At 41.0% G+C, this 22,914-nt stretch carries 18 protein-coding genes; 13 read left to right on the plus strand and 5 right to left on the minus strand.

The window, feature by feature from the left end; genetic code table 11:
• Positions 1–14: 14 nt before the first annotated feature.
• The 7 genes from HMPREF2794_RS12075 to HMPREF2794_RS12105 all read left to right on the plus strand — a co-directional run bounded on the left by HMPREF2794_RS12075 (position 15) and on the right by HMPREF2794_RS12105 (position 11,934).
• Positions 15–3,083, plus strand: a complete 3,069-nt coding sequence (locus HMPREF2794_RS12075) for a SusC/RagA family TonB-linked outer membrane protein (RefSeq protein WP_022301195.1) — start codon at positions 15–17, stop codon at positions 3,081–3,083.
• A gap of 14 nt (positions 3,084–3,097) precedes the next feature.
• Entirely contained in the window at positions 3,098–5,056 is a 1,959-nt protein-coding gene (locus HMPREF2794_RS12080) for a RagB/SusD family nutrient uptake outer membrane protein (protein WP_010536343.1), read from the plus strand.
• A 36-nt stretch (positions 5,057–5,092) separates the two neighbouring features.
• Complete coding sequence (locus tag HMPREF2794_RS12085) at positions 5,093–5,971, plus strand: BT_3044 domain-containing protein (RefSeq protein WP_010536344.1); 879 nt, start codon at positions 5,093–5,095, stop codon at positions 5,969–5,971.
• A 386-nt stretch (positions 5,972–6,357) separates the two neighbouring features.
• Positions 6,358–8,253, plus strand: coding sequence for a family 43 glycosylhydrolase (locus HMPREF2794_RS12090; protein ID WP_070751595.1), 1,896 nt, complete (start codon positions 6,358–6,360; stop codon positions 8,251–8,253).
• 197 nt (positions 8,254–8,450) lie between these two features.
• Positions 8,451–9,482 carry a glycoside hydrolase family 43 protein gene (locus HMPREF2794_RS12095; RefSeq protein WP_070751596.1) on the plus strand — a complete coding sequence of 344 codons (1,032 nt, stop codon included), beginning with the start codon at positions 8,451–8,453 and terminating at the stop codon, positions 9,480–9,482.
• A gap of 12 nt (positions 9,483–9,494) precedes the next feature.
• On the plus strand, positions 9,495–10,790 hold the full coding sequence (locus tag HMPREF2794_RS12100; RefSeq protein ID WP_070751635.1) for an alpha-l-rhamnosidase: 1,296 nt from the start codon (positions 9,495–9,497) through the stop codon (positions 10,788–10,790).
• 4 nt (positions 10,791–10,794) lie between these two features.
• Complete coding sequence (locus HMPREF2794_RS12105) at positions 10,795–11,934, plus strand: glycoside hydrolase family 88/105 protein (protein ID WP_010536348.1); 1,140 nt, start codon at positions 10,795–10,797, stop codon at positions 11,932–11,934.
• Positions 11,935–11,958: 24 nt separating this feature from the next.
• Here the strand turns inward: HMPREF2794_RS12105 and HMPREF2794_RS12110 are convergent, their stop codons facing one another.
• The 4 genes from HMPREF2794_RS12110 to HMPREF2794_RS12125 are packed head-to-tail and all read right to left on the minus strand — an operon-like array spanning position 11,959 to position 15,061.
• Positions 11,959–12,975 carry a GNAT family N-acetyltransferase gene (locus HMPREF2794_RS12110; protein WP_022301191.1) on the minus strand — a complete coding sequence of 339 codons (1,017 nt, stop codon included), beginning with the start codon at positions 12,973–12,975 and terminating at the stop codon, positions 11,959–11,961.
• A gap of 11 nt (positions 12,976–12,986) precedes the next feature.
• Positions 12,987–13,904: a DUF2156 domain-containing protein gene (locus HMPREF2794_RS12115; protein WP_022301190.1), complete on the minus strand. Its 918-nt coding sequence runs from the start codon at positions 13,902–13,904 to the stop codon at positions 12,987–12,989.
• A 55-nt stretch (positions 13,905–13,959) separates the two neighbouring features.
• The gene (locus HMPREF2794_RS12120) at positions 13,960–14,655 is read right to left on the minus strand and encodes an LrgB family protein (protein WP_010536351.1); all 696 of its coding nucleotides are present in this window, start codon (positions 14,653–14,655) and stop codon (positions 13,960–13,962) included.
• A complete protein-coding gene (locus HMPREF2794_RS12125) occupies positions 14,636–15,061 on the minus strand; it encodes a CidA/LrgA family protein (protein WP_010536352.1) in 426 nt (141 codons plus the stop codon). The genes HMPREF2794_RS12120 and HMPREF2794_RS12125 overlap by 20 nt, the downstream gene beginning before the upstream one ends.
• A gap of 196 nt (positions 15,062–15,257) precedes the next feature.
• On the opposite strand from HMPREF2794_RS12125, the gene pta reads away from it, so the two are divergent.
• From pta to HMPREF2794_RS12155, 6 genes are all read left to right on the plus strand, one after another.
• The gene (gene pta, locus HMPREF2794_RS12130; protein ID WP_010536353.1) at positions 15,258–16,277 is read left to right on the plus strand and encodes a phosphate acetyltransferase; all 1,020 of its coding nucleotides are present in this window, start codon (positions 15,258–15,260) and stop codon (positions 16,275–16,277) included.
• A 28-nt stretch (positions 16,278–16,305) separates the two neighbouring features.
• The gene (locus HMPREF2794_RS12135) at positions 16,306–17,505 is read left to right on the plus strand and encodes an acetate kinase (RefSeq protein WP_010536354.1); all 1,200 of its coding nucleotides are present in this window, start codon (positions 16,306–16,308) and stop codon (positions 17,503–17,505) included.
• 141 nt (positions 17,506–17,646) lie between these two features.
• Positions 17,647–18,636, plus strand: coding sequence for a glycosyltransferase family 2 protein (locus HMPREF2794_RS12140; RefSeq protein WP_010536355.1), 990 nt, complete (start codon positions 17,647–17,649; stop codon positions 18,634–18,636).
• A 143-nt stretch (positions 18,637–18,779) separates the two neighbouring features.
• A complete protein-coding gene (gene radC, locus HMPREF2794_RS12145; RefSeq protein WP_010536356.1) occupies positions 18,780–19,475 on the plus strand; it encodes a RadC family protein in 696 nt (231 codons plus the stop codon).
• 47 nt (positions 19,476–19,522) lie between these two features.
• Positions 19,523–19,834 carry an iron-sulfur cluster assembly protein gene (locus tag HMPREF2794_RS12150; protein ID WP_010536357.1) on the plus strand — a complete coding sequence of 104 codons (312 nt, stop codon included), beginning with the start codon at positions 19,523–19,525 and terminating at the stop codon, positions 19,832–19,834.
• A 57-nt stretch (positions 19,835–19,891) separates the two neighbouring features.
• A complete protein-coding gene (locus tag HMPREF2794_RS12155) occupies positions 19,892–20,656 on the plus strand; it encodes a UDP-2,3-diacylglucosamine diphosphatase (protein WP_010536358.1) in 765 nt (254 codons plus the stop codon).
• Between the two features lie 107 nt (positions 20,657–20,763).
• Here HMPREF2794_RS12155 and susG read toward each other — a convergent pair whose 3' ends face one another.
• On the minus strand, positions 20,764–22,842 hold the full coding sequence (gene susG / locus HMPREF2794_RS12160; RefSeq protein WP_022301187.1) for an alpha-amylase SusG: 2,079 nt from the start codon (positions 22,840–22,842) through the stop codon (positions 20,764–20,766).
• Between the last annotated feature and the right edge of the window lie 72 nt (positions 22,843–22,914).

The raw sequence follows: 22,914 nt of genomic DNA on the forward strand, positions 1-22,914 counted from the left end.
AAATTAAAATATATATGAAACAATTATTAATTGTTATTTCGCTTTTGTTTTCATGTATTTCGATGTCGTGGGGACAAAATGGATTTATGGTCGCTGGAACAGTGATGGACGAAAACGGTGAACCTTTAATAGGGGTAAGTGTGGTTAATCAAGCAAATACTTCCCAAGGAACAGTCACTGATTTGGACGGTAAGTTCCGTTTACCGAATCTTCTTAATAAAACAACATTGCTTTTTACTTATGTAGGTTTTAAAAATGAGAAGTATGTTGTAACAGGCAACAAAGAGCAAATCAAAATTGTAATGAAAGCCGATGTTAGTGACCTGGATGAAGTTGTAGTTGTTGGACAGGCTAACCAAAGAAAGGTTTCTGTGACGGGGGCAATTACAGTGGTGAAACCGGAAATTCTGGACCAACCAGGTACTTCTATCTCTAATATGTTAGGTGGAAATGTCCCAGGTATTATTGCTGTGACTCGTAGTGGTGAGCCTGGAGATGACTTTTCAGAATTCTGGATTCGTGGTATTAGTACTTTTGGAGCCAATGCCTCTGCTTTGGTATTGGTGGATGGTGTAGAAGGAAATATAAATGATCTTGACCCTTCAGATATAGAAAGTTTTTCTGTATTGAAAGATGCCTCCGCAACTGCTGTGTATGGTGTACGTGGTGCGAATGGAGTGGTGGTAATAACAACAAAAAGTGGTAAGGCGGGAAAGCTGAGAATTAATTTTAAAACAAATTTGATAATGAGTGAGTCTGCACGTATGCCAGAATATGCAGATGCTTATTCGTACGCTCAATTAGCAAATGAAGCTCGTCTTTCTCGTGGTAAAGATCCTATCTATTCTGATGTCGCAATGGAATTGATTCGTACAGGCATGGATCAGGACTTGTATCCTAATGTGAACTGGAGGGATGTGATTTTGAAAGATCATGTATGGCAGAATCAACATTTTTTAAGTGTTGCTGGTGGTGGTACTGCAGCTCGTTACTATATGTCATTGAGTATACAGAATAAAGATGCAGTTTTTAAGCAGGATAAATCAGCAAATAAATATGATACGAACGTTAGCTATCATAAGTATTCATTTTTGGCGAACATGGATGTAAACTTGACAAAAACAACCAATTTGGGGCTTAAACTAAATCAAGTGATTGTAAATCAAAATGCTCCGGGGTTTGGTGATAATAATGATGCTTTGTGGCAAGCACAGGCAAACTTGACTCCACTTACAACTCCGGTCAAATACTCTGATGGTTCATTGGCTACTTATGGAGCTAATGCTGATGAACTTTCTCCTTATGTTCAATTAAATTATACGGGATTTAAAGAAAATAGACGTTTAAATACGGGATTATTGGTAACTCTGAAACAAGATTTATCTTTTATAACAAAAGGCTTAGATATTAAAGGTGTGTTTTCTTACAATGGTGAATCGCAGCATAATATTACTCGTACAAAGATGCCAGATCTTTATTATGCTGATGGTAGAAATGCTGATGGAAGTTTGAATTTGAAAAGGACTCGTGAGAAGAAAGATTTGTCTTTTGGTAAGGATGTTTATAGCGCACGCTCCTATTATTGGGAATTAACAGGAAACTACAACCGTACTTTTGGTGAGCATAGAATTGGTGGATTGGTTCTTTTTTATTTGCAAAGTAATTCAAATTCAGATGCTAATGATAATTTGGCAGCGATTCCTACACGTTATGAGTCTTTATCTGGTCGTGTAACTTATGGTTTTAAGGATACTTATTTTGCAGAATTCAATATTGGCTATACGGGTTCTGAACAGTTTCCGACAGGTGAACGTTTCGGCTGGTTTCCAGCGGTCTCTGGTGGTTGGGTTCCTACTCAATATGACTTCCTAAGAGAAAAAATCCCGTTTTTGAATTTCCTTAAAATACGTGCTTCTTATGGTTTGGTAGGCAATGATCGTATTGGAGGTAAACGTTTTCCATATTTAACAACTATTTATTCAGGAATGTCAGGAACTTCCTGGGCTAGTGGCGGGGTTTTAGGAGAAGACCAAATTGGTACTGACGGCTTGACTTGGGAGACCGCCCATAAATTTGATATTGGTATAGATGCTCATTTATTTCATGAGAAAGTACAGTTTACTGTTGACTATTTCAATGATAAACGTACTGGAATATTCCAACAACGTGCTACTATTCCAACTGAAGTAGGATTAGTCAATTTTCCATGGGCCAATATGGGAAGTATGAGAAGTCATGGCTTTGATGGTAACATTTCTTTTGATCATGCATTTAATAAAGATTGGAGAATGACTTTACGTGCCAATTTTACTTACTCGCGAAATAAAGTTACTAATTGGGAAGAATCAGGTATTCGTTATCCTTATCAATCGCGAATTGGCATTCCTAATGGTGTACAAAGAGGTTTGATTGCCTTAGGTTTATTTAAAGATGAAGCTGATATTGAAAGTAGTCCCAAGCAGACTTTTGAGAGTGTAGTTCTACCGGGTGATATCAAATATAAAGATGTGAATAATGATGGAGTTATTAATTCTGATGATGAAGTGCCACTTTCGTATTCTGCAACTCCTGAATTGCAATATGGATTTGCTGCAGAAATTAGATGGAAGAAATTTTCATTAAGTGCTCTTTTCGAAGGGGCTGGGCACAGCAATTATTTTTATGGTGGTACTGGTTTTTATCCTTTTGCATGGGAAAGCCGAGGTAATTTGTTGAATATTGTAACAGAGCCATCTAATCGCTGGACTTCACGTGAAATTTCTGGAAATCCTTCAACAGAGAATCCAAATGCTCGTTTTCCTCGTTTAACATATGGAGAGAATAAGAATAATAATCGTGCATCTACTTTTTGGTTAGCAGATAATCGTTACTTGCGTTTTAAGAATCTTACGGCACGTTATTCTTATGCACATCCGTGGTTGAGTAACGTTATAGGAGTAAGTGGTATTGACATAAGTTTTATTGTTAATAATATATGTACATGGGATGATATTAAGTTATGGGACCCGGGACAGGCTAGTGGTAATGGAACTAAATATCCTATTCAGCGTACTTATACATTGCAGTTGAATTTTAATTTTTAATGAGGACAAAAAATATGAAAAATATAAGAAGTATAGTTATTGCAGGCATTACTGCTGTCATGGCTTTTAGTGTGTGTTCTTGTGACTCTTATCTGGATGTAGATCGCTATATTTATGATATGACTAGTCTTGATTCTATATTTAAACGTAAATCTTTGCTCGAGCAATATATAAATGGTGCTTCTATGTATTTACCGCGTGAAGAAATCTTGTGGTGGAAAGGTGAAGATCCTTTTGCGTTAACTACTGATGAAGCTTTTTGTTCTTTTAAAATGACTCCTGTTGATTATGCTCAGGGTAAAATCGATCGTTTTAGTAGTTCATATGATTATTATAATAGATTTTATAAAGGTATTCGGCGTGCCAATCAAGTAATTCAACGAATTCACGAATGCGAAGATATCTCGGAGGTAGATCGTCGTGATTTTACCGGACGTGCTCACTTCTTACGTGCTTATCTATATTATAGTTTATTGAGACAATATGGTCCTGTACCCATTTTGCCGGATGATCCGTTGCCGACTAATGGTTCGACTGAATCTTTAAGTTTTCCTAGAGGAACTTATGATGAATGTGTAGATTATATTTGTGAGAATTTGGAATCTGCTGCTGCCATGTTGTTAGATGAACGTCCAGATGTATCTACTTATCGTGTTCCTACAAAAGGTGCTGCATTGTCTATAATTTCTCGTATTCGTTTAGAGGCTGCTAGTCCGTGGTTTAATGGTAATCCTTATTATTATGATTTTATTCGTCATATAGATGGTGTGCCATATATTTCTCAAACAAAAGATTTACAGAAATGGGGAATAGCTGCTGCGGCAGCAAAAAGAGTGATCAATTTAGATAAATATGCTCTATTTACAGTGCCAAAAGATGCAGATACACCAGAACTACCTAAAAATGTGCCAAATGGAAATTTTCCTAATGGTGCTGGAGACATTGATCCTTTTAGATCTTATAATGATATGTTTACAGGTGAAGAGCTAGCGTTGAATGTTTCAGAATATATTTGGACAGCTGGTTTTAATAATGATGTTTTATATGTTGCCTTTCCTGCAGTAATGGGAGGAGGTAATGGATTGAATGTGAGCCAGCAATTAGTGGATGCCTACAAAATGGTTGATGGGTATGATATTAATGAATCAAGTCAAGAATATCCTTATCCTGTTGAGGCAGAAGCATGGAAACCTATTGGAAATAATGGGAAAAGTTTTTCAGGTTATCAAATGCCTGCTCAGGTTGCAAAGATGTATGATAATCGTGAAATGCGTTTTTATGCTACTATTGCTTTTAATCACCGCTATTGGGAAGCGAGTTCCTATGCTGGTACTGAACCTAACAAGAAGAATCTGGAGGTGACTTACTATATTGATGGCACTGGGGCTGCTTGGGGAGATCATCCTGACGATAAGAGTTTTAGTGGCTATAATTGTTGTAAATATGTTCATACTTCGGATAGTCCAAAAGGAGGTTATAGAAGTAAATACTTCCCCCTTATTCGTTATGCTGAAATCTTGCTTAACTATGTAGAAGCCATGAACGAGATGGAAGAAGGGGTTGTGTATACAGATGAGGATAATAATATTACGGTGAAAAGGGATAAGGATGAAATGAGAAAATATTTCAACATGATTCGTTTCCGTGCTGGTTTACCAGGAGTAACAGATGCAGAATTAAATGATCCTGCAAAAATGCGTGAGATAATAAAAAGAGAGCGTCAAGTAGAATTTGCTTTGGAAGGTAGGCGCTTTTTTGATTTACGTCGTTGGGGAGACTTGACTAAGAATGTAGGTACTTTTTATGGTATGAATGTGAATGCAAAAAGTAGTAACAGAGAGGCATACCATAAGCGGACGGCAATGACTTGGCAATACTCAATTTATACTATATCCAATAAATTGATGTTCTATCCGATTATTCAGACCGTAATGGATAAAAATGTGAAACTTGATCAAAATCCAGGATGGTGATCAGAATGATAATGTTAAACTATAAAAGAACGAAAAATGAAACTATTTAATTATACAAGATGCTTGTGTCTCAGTTTTTCTCTACTTGTATTAGCTTCATGTAATGTTGAAAATCCAATAGATGGAGAACAATATATAAAGCAGGTTTATTTGGTTGGTGCTTATGATAAACTGCAAGGAAAGGAGGTTGCTTATGGTAGTGAACGGGAGATATTTGTGTCTGTGGCAATAGGGGGAACTGTTTCTCTAGATCATGATGTAACTATAAGACTGGAGCAAGCAGACTACATTAATATTGATAATTATAATAAGAAAAATGTGGTAGGAGATGATATCCCTTATGAAGCTATGCCTCAAGAGTTATACAATATTCCTTCATGGGAAGGCACTATTAAAGCTGGAGAAGAGTATGTACGTATTCCTATCCATATTTATGCAGATCAGGTAAATTGTGATAAGCGTTATATTATTCCGTTGAGAATAGCAGAAGTGAGTGATTATGAACCAACCCCAACTGATACAGTTTTAATGGTGAATCTCAAAATGGTCAATGAATACTCAGGAACATATATCATCAGTGGAACAAATGTCAGATATGAAAATGATGAACCAATCGTAAGTGAAACATCTTCTTTAAATACACCGCGTACAATGATTGCGGTCGACCAGTATACAGTTCGTCTATTTCATAAAGTTGAATCGGAAGAGTTAACTAATGCTGATAAAGCAGCGATGAAATTAATTGTTAATCCGACGGATAATACGGTTACAATAGAACCTTGGAAAGATCTTCCTATTCTTAAAGGAGGGGGGACTTTTGATGTAGAGAAGCATACATTTACTATTTGGTATCATTATATGGAGAATGGTAAAGAATATCGAACAGAAGCTACTATCGTAAAGAATAAAAGCTAGTAGATGACTCTATGTAAGGTACATCTAGGAAATAGGTGTACCTTACTATAACAGCACAATTTGGCTTTGTTGATAATTTCTAAATTTTTATATTGTGAAATTGAGATATGTTACTTCTCTAAGTTTTTTGTTTATGACGATGATAGACATATCCGGATATTTGTCGATATAAAGTGCATGCTAGATCTAGTCTATAAATCGTTCAAATAGAATCGAATATCGGTCATTTAGGTAGGCTTTATTTAAAGTTCGACCTAATTGCATGATTTCTGTACCTTTATTTATTATTGAACTCTTATTTTTGTCGATAATGAATACTACTAATTTATCTTTCGGAGGATAAATTAATCAATAGGTTTTGGAACCCCAAAGAAAAACAGACTTGTATGAAGATAGTAAAGATTGTAAATTTAATGATGGGCTTGTCATTTTCACTATGTACATTAGCGGAGAATGATTGGCGATTAGTTTGGAGTGATGAATTCGAAACGGATGGTCCTTTGGATTCTTCTGTGTGGAACTTTGAACAGGGATATGCACGTAACGAAGAAGCCCAATGGTATCAACAGGATAACGCAATCTGCAGAAATGGATATCTCATAATAGAAGCTCGAAAGGAGAAAGATAGAAAGAATCCCCTTTATGTAGCAGGAAGCAAAGACTGGCGCAAAAAACGAGAGTTTGTAGAATATACTTCTTCGTCAGTCACTACTGCCGGGAAAAAAGAGTTTTTGTATGGGCGTTTTGAAATAAAAGCACGTATTCCGGTGGCGAAAGGTGCATGGCCTGCTATCTGGGCTTTGGGACGTGATATGGAATGGCCTTCATGTGGTGAAATTGACATTATGGAGTATTACCAAATCAAAGGAGTACCTCATATTCTTGCAAATGCTGCATGGGGAACAGATCGGCAATGGCATGCAAAATGGGATAGTCAGGCAACTCCTTATTCACATTTTACCGATAAAGATCCGGATTGGGCTTCAAAGTTCCATATCTGGCGAATGGATTGGGATGAAGAAGCGATCAAACTCTATCTGGACGATGAACTTTTAAATGAGATACCTTTAAAGAATACCATAAACGGTAAAATAGGAAAGGGAACCAATCCTTTTACAAGACCACAGTATCTTTTATTGAACTTAGCCATTGGAGGCATTAATGGAGGACCGATTGATGAGGCCGCCTTGCCAATGAAATATGAGATTGATTATGTCAGAGTCTATCAGAAAGAGAAAAAAATAGCTTCTGGAGAAGTCTGGAGAGATATGGATGGTGAGCTGATCAATGCACACGGCGGAGGGATACTTTTTCATGAAGGCAAATACTACTGGTTTGGAGAACATCGCCCGGCTACTGGTTTCGTCACAGAAAAAGGCATAGCCTGCTACTCATCCACTGATTTACTTAACTGGAAAAATGAGGGAATTGTTTTTGCAGTTTCCGAAGAAGCAGGAAGCGATATTGAGAAAGGATGTATCATGGAGCGTCCGAAGGTTATTTATAATAAGAAGACCGGAAAGTTCATCATGTGGCTGCATCTCGAACTGAAAGGACAAGGATATGGACCTGCCCGTACGGCTGTTGCTGTAAGTGATTCGCCTGTCGGACCATATCGCTTTATTCGTTCCGGGCGTGTGAATCCCGGCATTTATCCTTTGAATATGACTAAGAAAGAACGCAAGCTAAAATGGAATCTTGAACAATATAAAGAATGGTGGACACCAGAATGGTATGAAGCAATTCGGAAAGGTATGTTTGTGAAACGTGATCTGGAAGGTGGACAGATGTCCCGGGACATGACTTTGTTCGTAGATGATGATGAAAAAGCTTATCACATTTATTCTTCAGAAGAGAATCTTACTTTGCAAATTGCGGAATTAACAGACGATTATCTCAACCATAGTGGTAAATATATTCGGATTTTTCCCGGTGGACATAATGAAGCTCCTGCTATATTCAAAAAGGATGGGATTTATTGGATGATAACATCCGGCTGTACAGGATGGGACCCTAATAAAGCTCGTTTGTTGACTGCAACTTCTATTCTTGGAGAATGGAAGCAACTTCCAAATCCTTGTATAGGCGAAAATGCAGATAAAACATTTGGCGGACAGAGTACCTATATACTTCCTTTACCGGATAAAAAACAGTTCCTTTTTATGGCAGATAACTGGCGCCCGAAGAGTCTGGAAGACTCACGTTATATCTGGTTGCCTATCCAATTTAATGAAAAAGGTACTCCTTTTATCGAATGGGTTGATAGGTGGAAAATCGATTGATATCGTATATAATAGAACTTGAGTTCAATGGGTAGATAAAGTGAAATAAGGTAAAGAATTTCCCAAATAGCTTATAATTCGTGAATATTGGTCGTTTTTTGGTCCCTTTTTGACACAATTCTGAACCCTTTTCTTTAATGTATCCAGTATCTTTGTGGGCGAGAAATCTTAAATAATATCATGAATAATTTGAAAGTATGGTGTATATAGTTAGATTCTTATTGCCGGTAGTCATGTTTATAGGGCTGCTGCCGATACAAGCGCAAGCGCAGAAAAATACAAGTTTCATACCCGGTGAAGTATGGAAAGATACGGATGGTAACCCTATTAATGCTCATGGTGGGGGACTGCTTTATCATGAGGGCACTTACTATTGGTACGGAGAGTATAAAAAAGGAAAAACGATATTACCGGAATGGGCTACATGGGAATGCTATCGTACAGATGTGACGGGAGTAGGTTGCTATTCTTCCAGAGATTTACTGAACTGGAAATTTGAAGGCATTGTCCTGCCGGCAGTAAAAGACGATCCGAACCATGATCTCCATCCGTCTAAAGTATTGGAACGCCCCAAAGTAATTTATAATAAGAAGACTGGTAAGTTTGTGATGTGGGCGCATGTGGAGAGTGCAGATTATAGCAAGGCGTGTGCAGGAGTGGCTGTTTCCGATTCTCCTGCCGGGCCATTTACTTATCTGGGAAGTTTCCGTCCGAACGATGCAATGAGCCGTGACCAGACCGTATTTGTAGATGACGACGGACGAGCTTACCAATTTTACTCGTCAGAAAACAACGAGACTATGTACATCAGTCTCCTGACGGATGATTATCTGAAACCAAGCGGACGTTTTACACGTAATTTCATAAAAGAATCTCGTGAAGCTCCGGCAGTTTTTAAGTATAATGGTAAATATTATATGTTAAGTTCCGGTTGCACAGGGTGGGACCCGAATATTGCAGAAATTGCTGTTGCTGACTCCATTATGGGCACATGGAAAACAATAGGCAATCCTTGTACAGGACCGGATGCGGATAAGACCTTCTATGCACAGAGTACATATATGCAGCCGATAATTGGAAAGAAGGATGCATATATTGCCATGTTTGACCGTTGGAAAAAGAAGGACCTGGAAGATTCACGCTATGTATGGCTGCCTGTATTGATAAAGAACGGAGCGATTACGATACCCTGGCATGAAAAGTGGAACTTGGAAATCTTTGATAAATAGAAGAAATAGATGATGAAACGGATACTACTACTAACTTTCTTGCTGATCTCTGTTTCTGCTGTGTGTCTTTCACAGAGATTGGTGGAAGTGGCTAAGGGATATAGTTGTACTTCTGTCAATACAGCGGTATTCCGTAACAATTCCTTGGTGACACATAAGGGGGAGCAGTATATTAGCTACTACGATGCCGAAGGGTATCTGGTACTTGGCAAACGGAAGCTGAAATCTAAAAAATGGACAATACACCGTACACAATACAAAGGTAATGTAAAAGACGCTCATAATATTATTAGTATGATGGTAGATGGGGAAGGATACTTGCATGTTTCTTTCGATCATCATGGGCATAAGTTGAATTATTGCCGGGGGATAGCTCCCGGCTCTCTGGAGTTAGGAGAAAAAATGCCGATGACCGGGGTAGATGAAGGTAATGTCACTTATCCGGAATTTTATCCTTTATCCGGAGGGGACTTGCTGTTTGCCTATCGTTCCGGTTCTTCCGGTCGCGGAAATCTGGTGATGAATCGTTATTCTTTGAAGAATCATGCCTGGACTCGTGTACAGGATGTTCTGATTGATGGAGAGAATCAGCGGAATGCTTACTGGCAACTGTATGTGGACGAGAAAGGAACCATCCATCTGTCATGGGTATGGCGCGAGACTTGGCATGTAGAGACCAATCATGATCTTTGCTATGCACGTTCTTTTGATAATGGGGTGACTTGGTATCAATCGAATGGAGAAAAATATCAGCTTCCTATCACTGCTTCAAACGCAGAATATGCCTGTCGCATCCCTCAAAACAGCGAGTTGATTAACCAGACAAGCATGAGTGCCGATGCCGATGGAAAACCTTATATTGCAACTTACTGGAGAGAACCGGGGAGTGATGTTCCTCAATACCGTATTGTCTGGAATGATGGAAAAACATGGAAGTATCGTCAGGTGACTGATCGTAAAACTCCGTTTTCATTGAAAGGAGGCGGCACGAAGATGATTCCTGTTGCCCGTCCCCGCATTGTAGTGGAGGATAAAGAGATATTCTATATTTTCCGTGACGAGGAACGGGGAAGCCGTGTGTCGATGGCACATACAACCGATGTCAGCCATGGTAAATGGTCGGTAACGGATTTAACTGATTTTTCAGTGGATGCCTGGGAACCGTCTCATGATACCGAGCTATGGAAGGAACGGCGGAAACTGCATCTGTTTGTACAGCATACCCGCCAAGGAGATGGTGAACGTACGGCAGAAATCGAGCCGCAAATGATTTATGTGCTGGAAACAAATACGAATACAAATAAATAAAGATATGAGAAAAATATACGCAACGTTATTATCGGCATTCCTCTTAGGAAGTCTGGTGTGTGCTGGTTGCACAGATAAAAATAAGACTGCTTCGAAAGAAGTTATTGATATCATTCATAAAGTAAATGGCTATTGGCAAACAAACCATCCGGAGCATGGGCGTTCTTTTTGGGACAATGCCGCTTATCATACCGGAAATATGGAAGCCTATTTCCTGACGGACAAGCCGGAATATCTGGAATATTCGAAAGGGTGGGCGGAACATAACGAATGGAAAGGTGCCAAGTCTGATAATAAAGCCAACTGGAAGTACAGTTATGGTGAAAGCAATGATTATGTACTTTTCGGCGATTATCAGATTTGTTTTCAAACTTATGCCGATTTATATAATTTAGAGCCGGATACAAACAAGATTGCCCGCGCCCGTGAAGTGATGGAATATCAGATGAGTACCCCTAATAATGATTATTGGTGGTGGGCAGATGGCTTGTATATGGTGATGCCTGTAATGACAAAACTGTATAACATTACTAAGAATCCACTCTACCTGGAGAAGTTGCATGAGTATCTTGCTTATGCTGACAGTATCATGTATGATGCAGAAGCCGGACTTTACTATCGGGATGGAAAATATGTATATCCTAAGCATAAAAGCGTAAATGGAAAGAAAGATTTTTGGGCTCGTGGAGACGGGTGGGTGCTGGCTGGACTGGCAAAAGTCTTGAAAGATCTTCCCGAAACAGATAAATATCGTCCGGAATATGCAGATCGTTTCTGTACATTGGCAAAGTCTGTTGCTGCTTGTCAGCAACCTGAAGGATATTGGACACGCAGTATGCTTGATCCTCAACATGCACCGGGACCTGAGACTAGCGGGACAGCTTTCTTTGCTTATGGATTGCAGTGGGGGATTAATAATGGTTTTCTCGATTCCCGCCAATATCAACCTGTCGTAGACAAAGCGTGGAAATATTTGTCAACAGTCGCTTTACAACCTGATGGGAAGATTGGCTATGTGCAACCTATTGGTGAGAAAGCTATACCGGGACAAGTAGTAGATGCAAATTCTACTTCTAACTTTGGGGTCGGCGCTTTTCTGCTGGCCGCCTGCGAACGGGTGCGCTATTTGAATGGCGACAAATAGAACTTCTCGGGGCAGGAGCATATTTCAATTCAGCATTAAATTCATATAAGGTTGGAACGATTGAAATACTCTGTCGGTTAGTTCGCTGATATTCATTTTGATATGTGCACCGGGTAAACGCTCGGTGCTATACATACATTTCCCGTTGCATAAGTAATAATAACCATTGTTTACGGATAACTGTTTATCCAGCACTTCCAGCTGCATCTCATCTTCCGGGAATGCCGATGCATATAATTGCATCACTTCTTTGGCGTTGATTATACGTGCCATACCTAGCGGAGATAGCGTCAGTGAACTATCCGGAGGAAGTAGCTGAAGCATCTCTTTGCATCCTGTATGTTGCTTAATGTGATGCAATAAGCTATGTTCGGCATCTTTAGTCTCTGCAAAAAGTTCATTGATAACAATTTGCTTTTCTCCTCTATATACGATAGCCATACCGATGATCCGGTTCTCTTGTCTGGCTATAAATAAAGCTCCGTTACCCAGAATCAGGTCGGCTATAATAACCTGAAAATCTTCGAAAGTATGCTGAATACAGCAGGGGCGTTCAGTTAGTTTCTTATTTAGATATTGATAAACTTCCTCTTGACAATTGATTTCTGCTGTAACTGTAATCTCTTTCGAGGGGATAAATTCAGGAACAGTAAATTCTCTGGTCGAATACCGGAATACAGGAGCGTATCCCATCCGTGCATAATAATCGAATAACCACGGTTCAGCAGGAATCAATGTACTGAAATGCGTTCCGTTGCGAAGCATCCGTGCAAAAGCCTGGGAAAGTAATTCGCGCATCACTCCGTTTCCGCGGAAATCCGGATGAGTGCATGCACCCGAAACATAAGAGGTCTGTACTGTATTTCCACAAAAAGTCATGGGATAAGGGATCATCTGGAGAGCAGAAATCACTTCGTCCCCGCTTTCAATAGTCACATTTATTTCATTTTTATAGCGCAGTCTGAAATACATTTCGACGAATTCTTCACTATCGTCGAAACATAACTGCCATAATGCCTTAACCTTTTCTTTTGTCGTCATACCTTATATTATTACCATCTGATTATGTCCATTGGGTGATCTTTCAGACAAGCCATATACTTTTCAAGAATAGTCACCGGCTGATAAGACAGCTTTGCCTTGCGCAAACCTTCAAGACCTAAGTCTTCTTCCCGGTTGATATAGATATACTGTTCGGGAATGTGATTGGCGAACTCATTATTAATCATGGCATAAGCACCATCAATGTTGGTATCTGCCTTTTCTACATGCACTCCGAATGTTTCATGATTGATAGGCATTCCGAAAGTAAATGCTACAATTTTCCCGTTGACGTGGAGAATACCTCCGGTCAGGCCGAGTGCTTCGAAATTATGTAAAGCATAAATAAGGGCACGGCGTTCATTCCCCGTTCCTTCCTGCTGGTCGCAGTTGTTCACTTTACACCATTCGGCTTCCAGGTCCAGACACTCCTGAATACGGTCGGGAGTAATCGGTGTGTATTCATAATCGGGATACGTATTACGGAATCGGTTGATGTGATTTCTTTTTGCCTGAAATTTCTTTCCTTTCAGAGTGGCGAGATCACTCCTTAGATATATATAGTCTGCATAGTCACGATTTTCCGTGAAGGTAAACTGGCCGGGTAGAATAGCTTCGAGATCGGCGCGCATATTGCTGCAAACTCCCAGCATACAGAAGTTATGCTTTTCTTTATCGGCATCCTCTATTAATTCCCGTAGAATGGCTTTCAGGTCGCCACTTCCTACAGGCATCATATATGCCAGTTGCTCTCCTGCCCAGAATTTAAATACCAGGAAATTGTCGATAACTGCATATTGAGTATCGTACAAGAATCTCCAACTACAGAGGTTGGAAAATGAAAGATCGCAGTTTCGGCGGTCACTTTTCATCGTGAATGCGGTTATTGTGTCTTTGTCTGCTAATGTAATGTCTTTAAATGGAATCATAAAATGCTTTTTGCGTTTAACTCTTTATATAACGGAAAATGAAAGAATTTTGTTTTTACAAAACACCTAATAATCGCAGGATGGTCGGTGTCAGTAATGCGGTGAATATTCCATTTAGTGTAAGTCCCAGGCTGGCATAGGCTCCATATTTACTACTGATGTCCATTGCGGTGGATGTACCGACAGCATGAGCGGCTGTTCCCATTGATAGTCCTTGCGCTATCGGACTGCCTACATGCATAATTTTCATCGTCTTAAAACCGCAGATTGCTCCCAATAGTCCTACTGCTACTACGACAGCGGCGGTCAGTGACGGGATACCTCCGATAGCTTTGGTTACTTCCATCGCAATGGGGGTTGTTACAGATTTTGGTGCTAATGAAAGAATTACTTCTTGTGAGGCTCCCATAAATTTAGCAATCAATACCACAGAAATAACTCCGACAATGCAGCCTGCCAATTGAGATAAAAGGATAGGCAACAACTGTTTCTTAATCATTTCCAGCTGAAGATATAAGGGAACTCCTAAAGCTACGACAGCAGGGCGTAACCAGAATTCGATGAGATGCCCTCCCTGATTATAAGTCTCATAAGAGATATTCGTCATTTTGAGGAAGATGATAAGCACAGCGATTGTGAGTAATATCGGGTTCAGTAATACTAATCCTGTTTTTTTCTGAAGCCATTTAGCGAAGAAGAAAACACCAAAGGTGACAGCTAGCAGGAAGAAATTATTTTCTAAAAAGCTCATTGAATTTACGTGTTAGATTGATTTTATCTGTTAAGTGAAGGCTGCGTGCTAATTTAATTTGGCGCGCCAATCTGATTTTACGTACGATTTGGTGTACCCATCCTGTAACGACCAATACAAGAGCAGTACTGACGATCGTTGCAATGACTATCGGCCAGAATTCCGCCGCAATTACATCGAAATATAGCATTAACGCTACTCCGGGAGGGACAAAAAAGAAGCCCAGATTAGCTACCAGAAAGTCGGACAATCCCTGCACCCACTGCAGTTTGATCCAGCCTAATTTCAAAAAGAGGGTGAGCAGCAGCATACCGATGATGCTGGAGGGGAGCTTGATCCCTGTTAAATAAACGATTAATTCACCCAAAGCCAAACAGCCAAATAAAATGGCACACTGACGTATCATACACTAATTACCTATTGATTTGTTTGAAAACACTGCAAAGGTAGAAAAAATAGAAGTACAGTGTTAAATATTATAATATTTTAGACTTGGGAAAGAAAAATAGCCGAAATTGTAATGTGGATATTGCAAAATTGAGTACTTTTGCAGCGCAAATTACAAATCGTAACAAGGTTTATAATATTATTCAAATATATCTATGCTTAATTTAATCAACCAAATCGTGGCTCGTGCGAAAGCAGACCGCCAACGTATTGTTCTTCCGGAAGGAACTGAAGAACGCACATTAAAAGCTGCCAATCAGATTTTGACAGATGAAGTTGCTGACCTTATTTTACTGGGTAAACCCGCTGAAATTAACGAACTTGCTGTAAAATGGGGGCTGGGCAACATCAGCAAAGCTACTATTATCGATCCTGAAACTTCTCCGAAACACGAAGAGTATGCACAGCTGTTGTGTGAGCTTCGTAAGAAGAAGGGGATGACTATTGAGGAAGCTCGTCAATTGACAAATGATCCTTTGTTCTATGGTTGTTTAATGATTAAGAATGGTGATGCTGACGGTCAGCTGGCAGGTGCCCGCAACACGACAGGTAACGTATTGCGTCCTGCTTTGCAGATTATCAAGACAGCTCCGGGTATCACTTGTGTATCTGGCGCAATGTTGTTGCTGACTCATGCTCCCGAATATGGTAAGAACGGTATTCTGGTAATGGGTGATGTTGCCGTTACTCCGGTTCCGGACCCTAACCAGCTGGCGCAGATTGCTGTTTGCACGGCACAAACGGCAAAAGCCGTTGCCGGTATTGAAAATCCGAAAGTGGCTATGTTGAGCTTCTCTACCAAAGGGTCTGCCAAACATGAGGTAGTAGACAAAGTGGTGGAAGCTACCAAAATTGCAAAAGAGATGGCTCCTACACTTGATCTGGATGGCGAAATGCAGGCAGATGCTGCTCTTGTTCCTGAAGTGGGCGCAAGCAAAGCTCCGGGTTCTGATGTAGCCGGTCAGGCTAACGTACTGATTGTTCCGAGTCTGGAAGTCGGTAATATCTCTTATAAGCTGGTACAACGTCTGGGACATGCTGACGCTATCGGTCCGATCCTTCAGGGTATTGCACGTCCGGTGAACGATTTGTCTCGTGGTTGCTCCATCGAAGACGTATATCGTATGATTGCTATTACAGCTAATCAGGCTATTGCTGCAAAAAATAATAAATAAGTATTAAGTATCAAGTAGTAAAGACAATATGAAAATTCTAGTATTGAACTGTGGTAGTTCATCTATCAAATATAAATTATTCGATATGACCACTAAAGAAGTAATAGCTCAAGGTGGTATCGAAAAAATCGGTCTGAAAGGTTCTTTCCTTAAATTAACTTTGCCGAATGGCGAAAAGAAAGTTCTTGAAAAAGATATTCCGGAACATACTATTGGCGTTGAATTTATTTTGAATACATTGATAAATCCGGAATACGGGGCTATTAAGTCATTAGATGAAATCAATGCTGTCGGTCACCGTATGGTACATGGAGGTGAACGTTTCAGTGAATCTGTATTGCTGAACAAAGAGGTGCTGGAAGCTTTTACTGCTTGCAATGATCTGGCTCCGCTTCACAATCCTGCTAATCTGAAAGGTGTGAATGCCGTTTCTGCTATTCTTCCCAACATTCCTCAGATAGGCGTATTTGATACAGCTTTCCATCAGACTATGCCGGATTATGCTTACATGTATGCTATTCCTTATGAAATGTATGAGAAATATGGTGTACGCCGTTATGGCTTCCACGGAACTTCTCACCGTTATGTATCAAAGCGTGTATGCGAATTTCTGGGCGTTAATCCGGTAGGACAGAAAATCATCACTTGTCATATTGGTAACGGTGGTTCTATTGCTGCTGTCAAAGATGGTAAATGTATGGATACGACAATGGGACTGACTCCGTTGGAAGGTTTGATGATGGGTACTCGCAGCGGTGATATTGATGCAGGTGCAGTGACATTCATCATGGAAAAAGAAGGCTTGAATACAACAGGGGTTTCTAACTTGCTGAACAAGAAGAGCGGTGTACTGGGTATTTCAGGTGTATCAAGCGATATGCGCGAACTGTTGGCTGCTTGTGCTAACGGAAACGAAAGAGCTATTCTGGCTGAAAAGATGTATTACTACCGTATTAAGAAATATATCGGTGCTTATGCTGCGGCATTAGGCGGCGTAGATATCATATTGTTTACAGGTGGTGTGGGTGAAAATCAGTTTGAGTGTCGTGAGGCCGTTTGTAAGGATATGGAATTCATGGGCATTAAACTGGATAGCGCTGTTAATGCAAAAGTTCGTGGTGAAGAAGCTGTCATTTCTACTGCAGACTCTAAAGTGAAGGTAGTTGTGATTCCGACAGACGAAGAACTGTTGATTGCATCGGATACAATGGATATTCTGAAAAAGTAATCATTAACTTACTGATATGAAAAAGGCGGTTCCCATCACAGGGCCGCCTTTTTTGATTGGCAAAATTACTGTTGACTCTTTTATAAGTCTCGTTTTTTTTACCTTACTTTGCGTACAAAATATTTTTAGACAGATTATTATATGCGCTATTCCGTCATAATCCCCGTTTACAATCGTCCCGATGAGGTGGATGAATTACTGCAAAGTCTCGCGTCACAGCACTTTAAAGATTTTGAGGTTGTGGTAGTGGAAGATGGTTCTTCTATCCCTTGTAAGGAAGTCGTAGACCGATATACAGATCGATTGGACATTCAATACTTCTCTAAAGCAAATTCCGGACCGGGGCAGACTCGTAACTACGGAGCAGAGCGAAGTAAAGGCGAATATCTCATTATACTGGACTCTGATGTCATTTTGCCCGAAGGATATTTTGATGCCATAGAGAAAGAGTTGTTGGCTTCTCCTGCTGATGCGTTTGGCGGCCCTGACCGTGCACACGACTCTTTCACGGATATTCAGAAAGCCATCAATTATTCAATGACTTCCTTCTTTACAACGGGAGGTATTCGTGGTGGAAAGAAGAAAATGGATAAATTTTATCCGCGTAGCTTCAATATGGGAGTCCGTCGCGAAGTGTATGAAGCTTTGGGAGGATTCTCCAAAATGCGTTTCGGGGAAGACATTGATTTCAGTATCCGTATATTTAAAGGTGGTTATACTTGCCGTCTTTTCCCTGACGCATGGGTATATCACAAGCGTCGGACTGACATGAAGAAGTTCTTTAAGCAAGTCCATAACTCCGGTATTGCCCGCATTAACCTTTATAAAAAATATCCCGATTCTTTGAAATTGGTGCATCTGCTTCCTGCGGTGTTTACTTTGGGGGTAGTGTTGTTATTGCTGGGAACTCCGTTCTGTCTCTTTAGCTTTACCCCGATTATCCTTTATGGGCTGCTGGTCTGTCTGGACTCTACCATTCAGAATAAGAGTCTGCATATTGGTGTTTGTTCTATATCGGCTGCTTTTATACAGCTGATCGGCTATGGAACAGGATTCTGGCGTGCGTGGTGGCAACGTTGTGTAAGGGGAAAAGACGAGTTCGAGGCTTTCCGAAGTAACTTTTATAAGTAGGGTTGGGGAGAGTAGCACGACACCCGGGTGTCAGATAAAGGGCATTAGTACATAAAAAAGAATTCGAGTGCACAAATTCCTGTTCCGATTGCCTGTGCCGTTTAATTAAATAAGGCTACCTTTGTATCCTCAATATACAGATAATGGAAAACAAACACAAATTATCCATTAACCAGTGGGCAATAGAAGACCGTCCCCGGGAGAAAATGATGGAGAAAGGAGCAGCCGCATTAAGTGATGCCGAACTACTCGCAATATTAATAGGCTCCGGAAATACGGAAGAAAGTGCTGTCGAACTGATGAGGCGCCTGCTTCTCTCTTGTGATAACAATCTGAATTCTCTGGCAAAGTGGGAAGTCTGCGACTATTCCCGTTTCAAAGGAATGGGACCGGCGAAGAGTATCACCGTAATGGCTGCCTTGGAACTCGGCAAACGGCGGAAGCTGCAAAATACCAAAGAACGCCTTCGCATCTCTTGCTCAAAAGATATTTATGACATTTTCCAACCTGTGATGTGCGACCTCGAACAGGAAGAGTTCTGGGTTTTATTATTGAATCAGGCAACAAGACTGATCGATAAGGTACGTATCAGTACCGGTGGAATAGACGGAACTTATACTGACGTACGTACAATTCTTCGGGAAGCACTACTGCAAAGGGCTACGCAAATAGCCGTAGTACATAACCATCCTTCCGGAAATATCCAGCCCAGCCAACCGGACCGGACGTTGACGGAACACATCCGTCAGGCAGCCGACACAATGAACATTCACCTGATAGACCACGTTATTGTTTGTGAGGATAAGTTTTACAGTTTTGCCGACGAAGGACTGCTCTGAATAAATTTATTCTTATCTTTGCAATATATATTAATAAGGAAAGCCCTATGGAAAAATTTAAAATAGAAGAAAAAATCGTAGCCATGCTAAAGACGGTGTACGATCCTGAGATCCCGGTGAATGTATACGATCTTGGACTGATTTATAAAATAGACGTCTCTGATGACGGAGATGTAGTACTCGATATGACATTGACAGCTCCCAATTGTCCAGCAGCCGATTTTATTATGGAAGATATCCGCCAAAAGGTGGAATCGGTAGAAGGGGTGACTACAGCCACTATCAATCTGGTATTCGAACCGGAATGGGATAAAGATATGATGAGCGAAGAAGCCAAACTGGAACTGGGATTCCTGTAATGTTTTGATAATGAATAGTGGCAAAACTCATTACTTGTAACTCTAAACTCAAAACTCATGAAGAACGTTTATTTCCTTTCCGATGCGCATCTTGGTTCACGTGCCATAGAACATGGACGTACACAGGAACGACGCTTGGTGAACTTCCTCGACAGTATCAAGCATAAAGCTTCTGCTGTTTACCTGTTGGGAGATATGTTCGACTTCTGGTACGAATTTCAGTTGGTTGTTCCTAAAGGCTACACCCGTTTTCTGGGAAAGCTTTCCGAACTGACAGATATGGGTGTGGAAGTGCATTTCTTTACCGGTAACCATGACATTTGGTGTGGGGATTATCTGGCTAAGGAATGTGGAGTGATTATTCACCGCGAACCGTTGACTACGGAAATTTACGGAAAAGAATTTTATCTGGCCCATGGTGATGGTCTGGGCGATCCGGATAAGAAGTTCAAGTTGCTGCGTTGGATGTTTCATAGCAAGACATTACAGACTTTGTTCTCTGCCATCCACCCCCGTTGGAGTGTAGAGTTAGGGTTGACATGGGCGAAACATAGCCGTGAAAAACGGGTAGACGGAAAAGAACCGGACTATATGGGAGAGAATAAGGAACACCTGGTGCTCTATACGAAGGAGTATCTGCGAAGCCATCCCAATATCAACTTCTTTATCTATGGACATCGTCACATCGAACTGGATTTAATGCTGAGCGCTACTTCCCGTGTGCTGATTCTGGGCGATTGGATCAACTATTTTTCATATGCTGTATTCGACGGTGTAAATCTTTTCCTTGAAGAGTATATAGAAGGAGAGACACAGTTTTGATTCTTATTGATCAAAACGTTGATATTCCATTCATATAATATAAGACTACGTCTTCATACATTCTCGCACATAACATGGAAGAATGTGAAGACGTGGTCTTAATGTATTTAGTTGCTCAGCCTGAATACTACAGAGGCATATCCTCCCAGTTTTAAGGTATAATTGTCATTGTCCGTATTTTGCTGCGCTTCGCCATTTACAAACAATACTTTTTCAATCTTGTCTGTTAGTGGAAGTTGCATTGCCGTTCCGCTGAAGTTGTGGATGACAAGCAATTTCTCCTGATCCTTTGTCATATACCAGGCGGCAATCGGCTTATAATCTTTTTCCTGCGATTCGTTGTAGACAGGATGCTTGGTCATACTTCCCTCTGCCAGTGCCGGATAAGTGTTGCGTAACCGAGTGAGGGTGAGGTATATATTCAGAAGTGAGTGGGCGTCCGTTTGTTGATCGGCTACCGTTTTCACGTTTTTCGATACGGTGGCATCCGTCTTGTCGGTATAGCTGGTCGTGTAACTATCTCCCCACAACATTGGGCTGCGTACGTATTCGTCTCCATTATCCTTTGTTCCGTAAAGACCCAGTTCTTCACCATAGTAGATGTATGGATGTCCGGCTGAAGTGAGCAGGACGGAGGCTGCCAGTCTACATTTGTCGGCGGACTTGCCGAGCTTGGATGATGTACGGTCTTCATCGTGGTTACTCAGTTTGGTAGCTTCGATGTAGTCGCTGCGATAGCCGGCGTATTTCTGTTGGTAAGAAAGGATATCTTTCGCAAAATAACATCCGGTACTATTGTTGATCCCCCATTCCAGCCGATACCAGAAAGAAAATTCAAATAAAGCGGGCAGACCTTTATAATAAGGAGCTACTTTATCATATTCCGACAGAACTTCACCTACCATATAGAAGTCATCCGTATGTCCTTGCTGTTTGTAGCAGGTGTTCATGTCTTCGTAGAACATTTTCAGGAAGCGGGGATTTTCTTCACTGGTTTCACTGTGGTAAATGTGTTTCACGGCATCAAGTCGGAGACCGTCCACACCGCGGGCAATCCATCCCTTTGCCGCATCTGCTATCGCTTGATAGGCCGGTGACTCGCCGGCTTGATCTACCGGACCATAGTTCAGGTCGGCAAACCAATCGGTACAGAAATGGGAGTGGAAGTAGGTGATTTGCTGGCTGTCGAACATGATGTTGGCAGGAGTACCGGCGTTGGTCAGTTTGAACTCTTTGTTCAGGGTGACTTTCTCGGATGAGGAAGATGCACCGTATTTTGTCCCTGCTGGCCAGGAGGAATCATTGCTGGTACGGATCAGAAGCCCCCAGGTAGATTCAAAATCAACAGTGAGCTCATAGAGGTTGTTTCCTTTGTCATAAAACTTTTTGCAGATACCGTCGCCGTAGTATAAGTACTTGGCATTGGTGGTGCCTGTGTCCGGATTGTCTTCGTCTGCTTTGGCTCCTGTAGTGACGATAAGGGTGGGAGAAGATGCATTGCTCCAGTCCAGTGTAAATTTCAGTAGTCCTTTCACTGCACTGGTCTCGTCGGAAATCTGAAACCATTCCGCGGCATTGTATCCGGCTGTCCCTTCCTGAGTAATCATATCTATTTTGCCTGCCGCAATATCGGTTTTCGGATCTTCGGAAAAAGAATAATAATTGCGATACGGACTTTCAGATGATGAACAGGCTTCGGTAAACCACGGGTGATCTGTACCGGTGTGGTTCATTACGTAGTCCAGATAAATCTTGATCCCCCGGTTATGCGCTTCCGTAACCAAACGGTCGAAATCACTTTCTGTGCCGAGTTTCGGATTCACTTTCGTGTAGTCTGTCACATCATATCCGTGGTAAGACATGCAGGGGTGGATGGGGGAGAGCCAGATAGCTTTCACGCCCAGCTGGTTGATGTAGTCCAGTTTTTGGGTAATGCCGTTCAGATCTCCATACCCGTCTCCGTCACTGTCGGCAAAGGAGTAGACCAGTAGTTGGTAGGAGATGTCTGCACGCTTGGTTTCGTCCCATGTGTCGGGAGAGGCAGCGAGTGCCGTCCATTGTCCTTCGACGGGCGGTTCGGGATCTGGAGTAGGTTCGGTGATATTCTTGTCATCGCTGCAAGCGGTCATGAATGTCAGGAGCATCGACAGCCACAGGAGAGATAAAAAATGGAGATGTTTCTTCATAATGATGATGTATTAAAAACAATAACTGTAATCTCTTGGAAAAACAAGGGCCGTCCCGATTCTATTGTATTC

This window comes from Bacteroides sp. HMSC067B03, assembly GCF_001811315.1.
Classification (GTDB): Bacteria; Bacteroidota; Bacteroidia; order Bacteroidales; family Bacteroidaceae; genus Bacteroides; species Bacteroides faecis.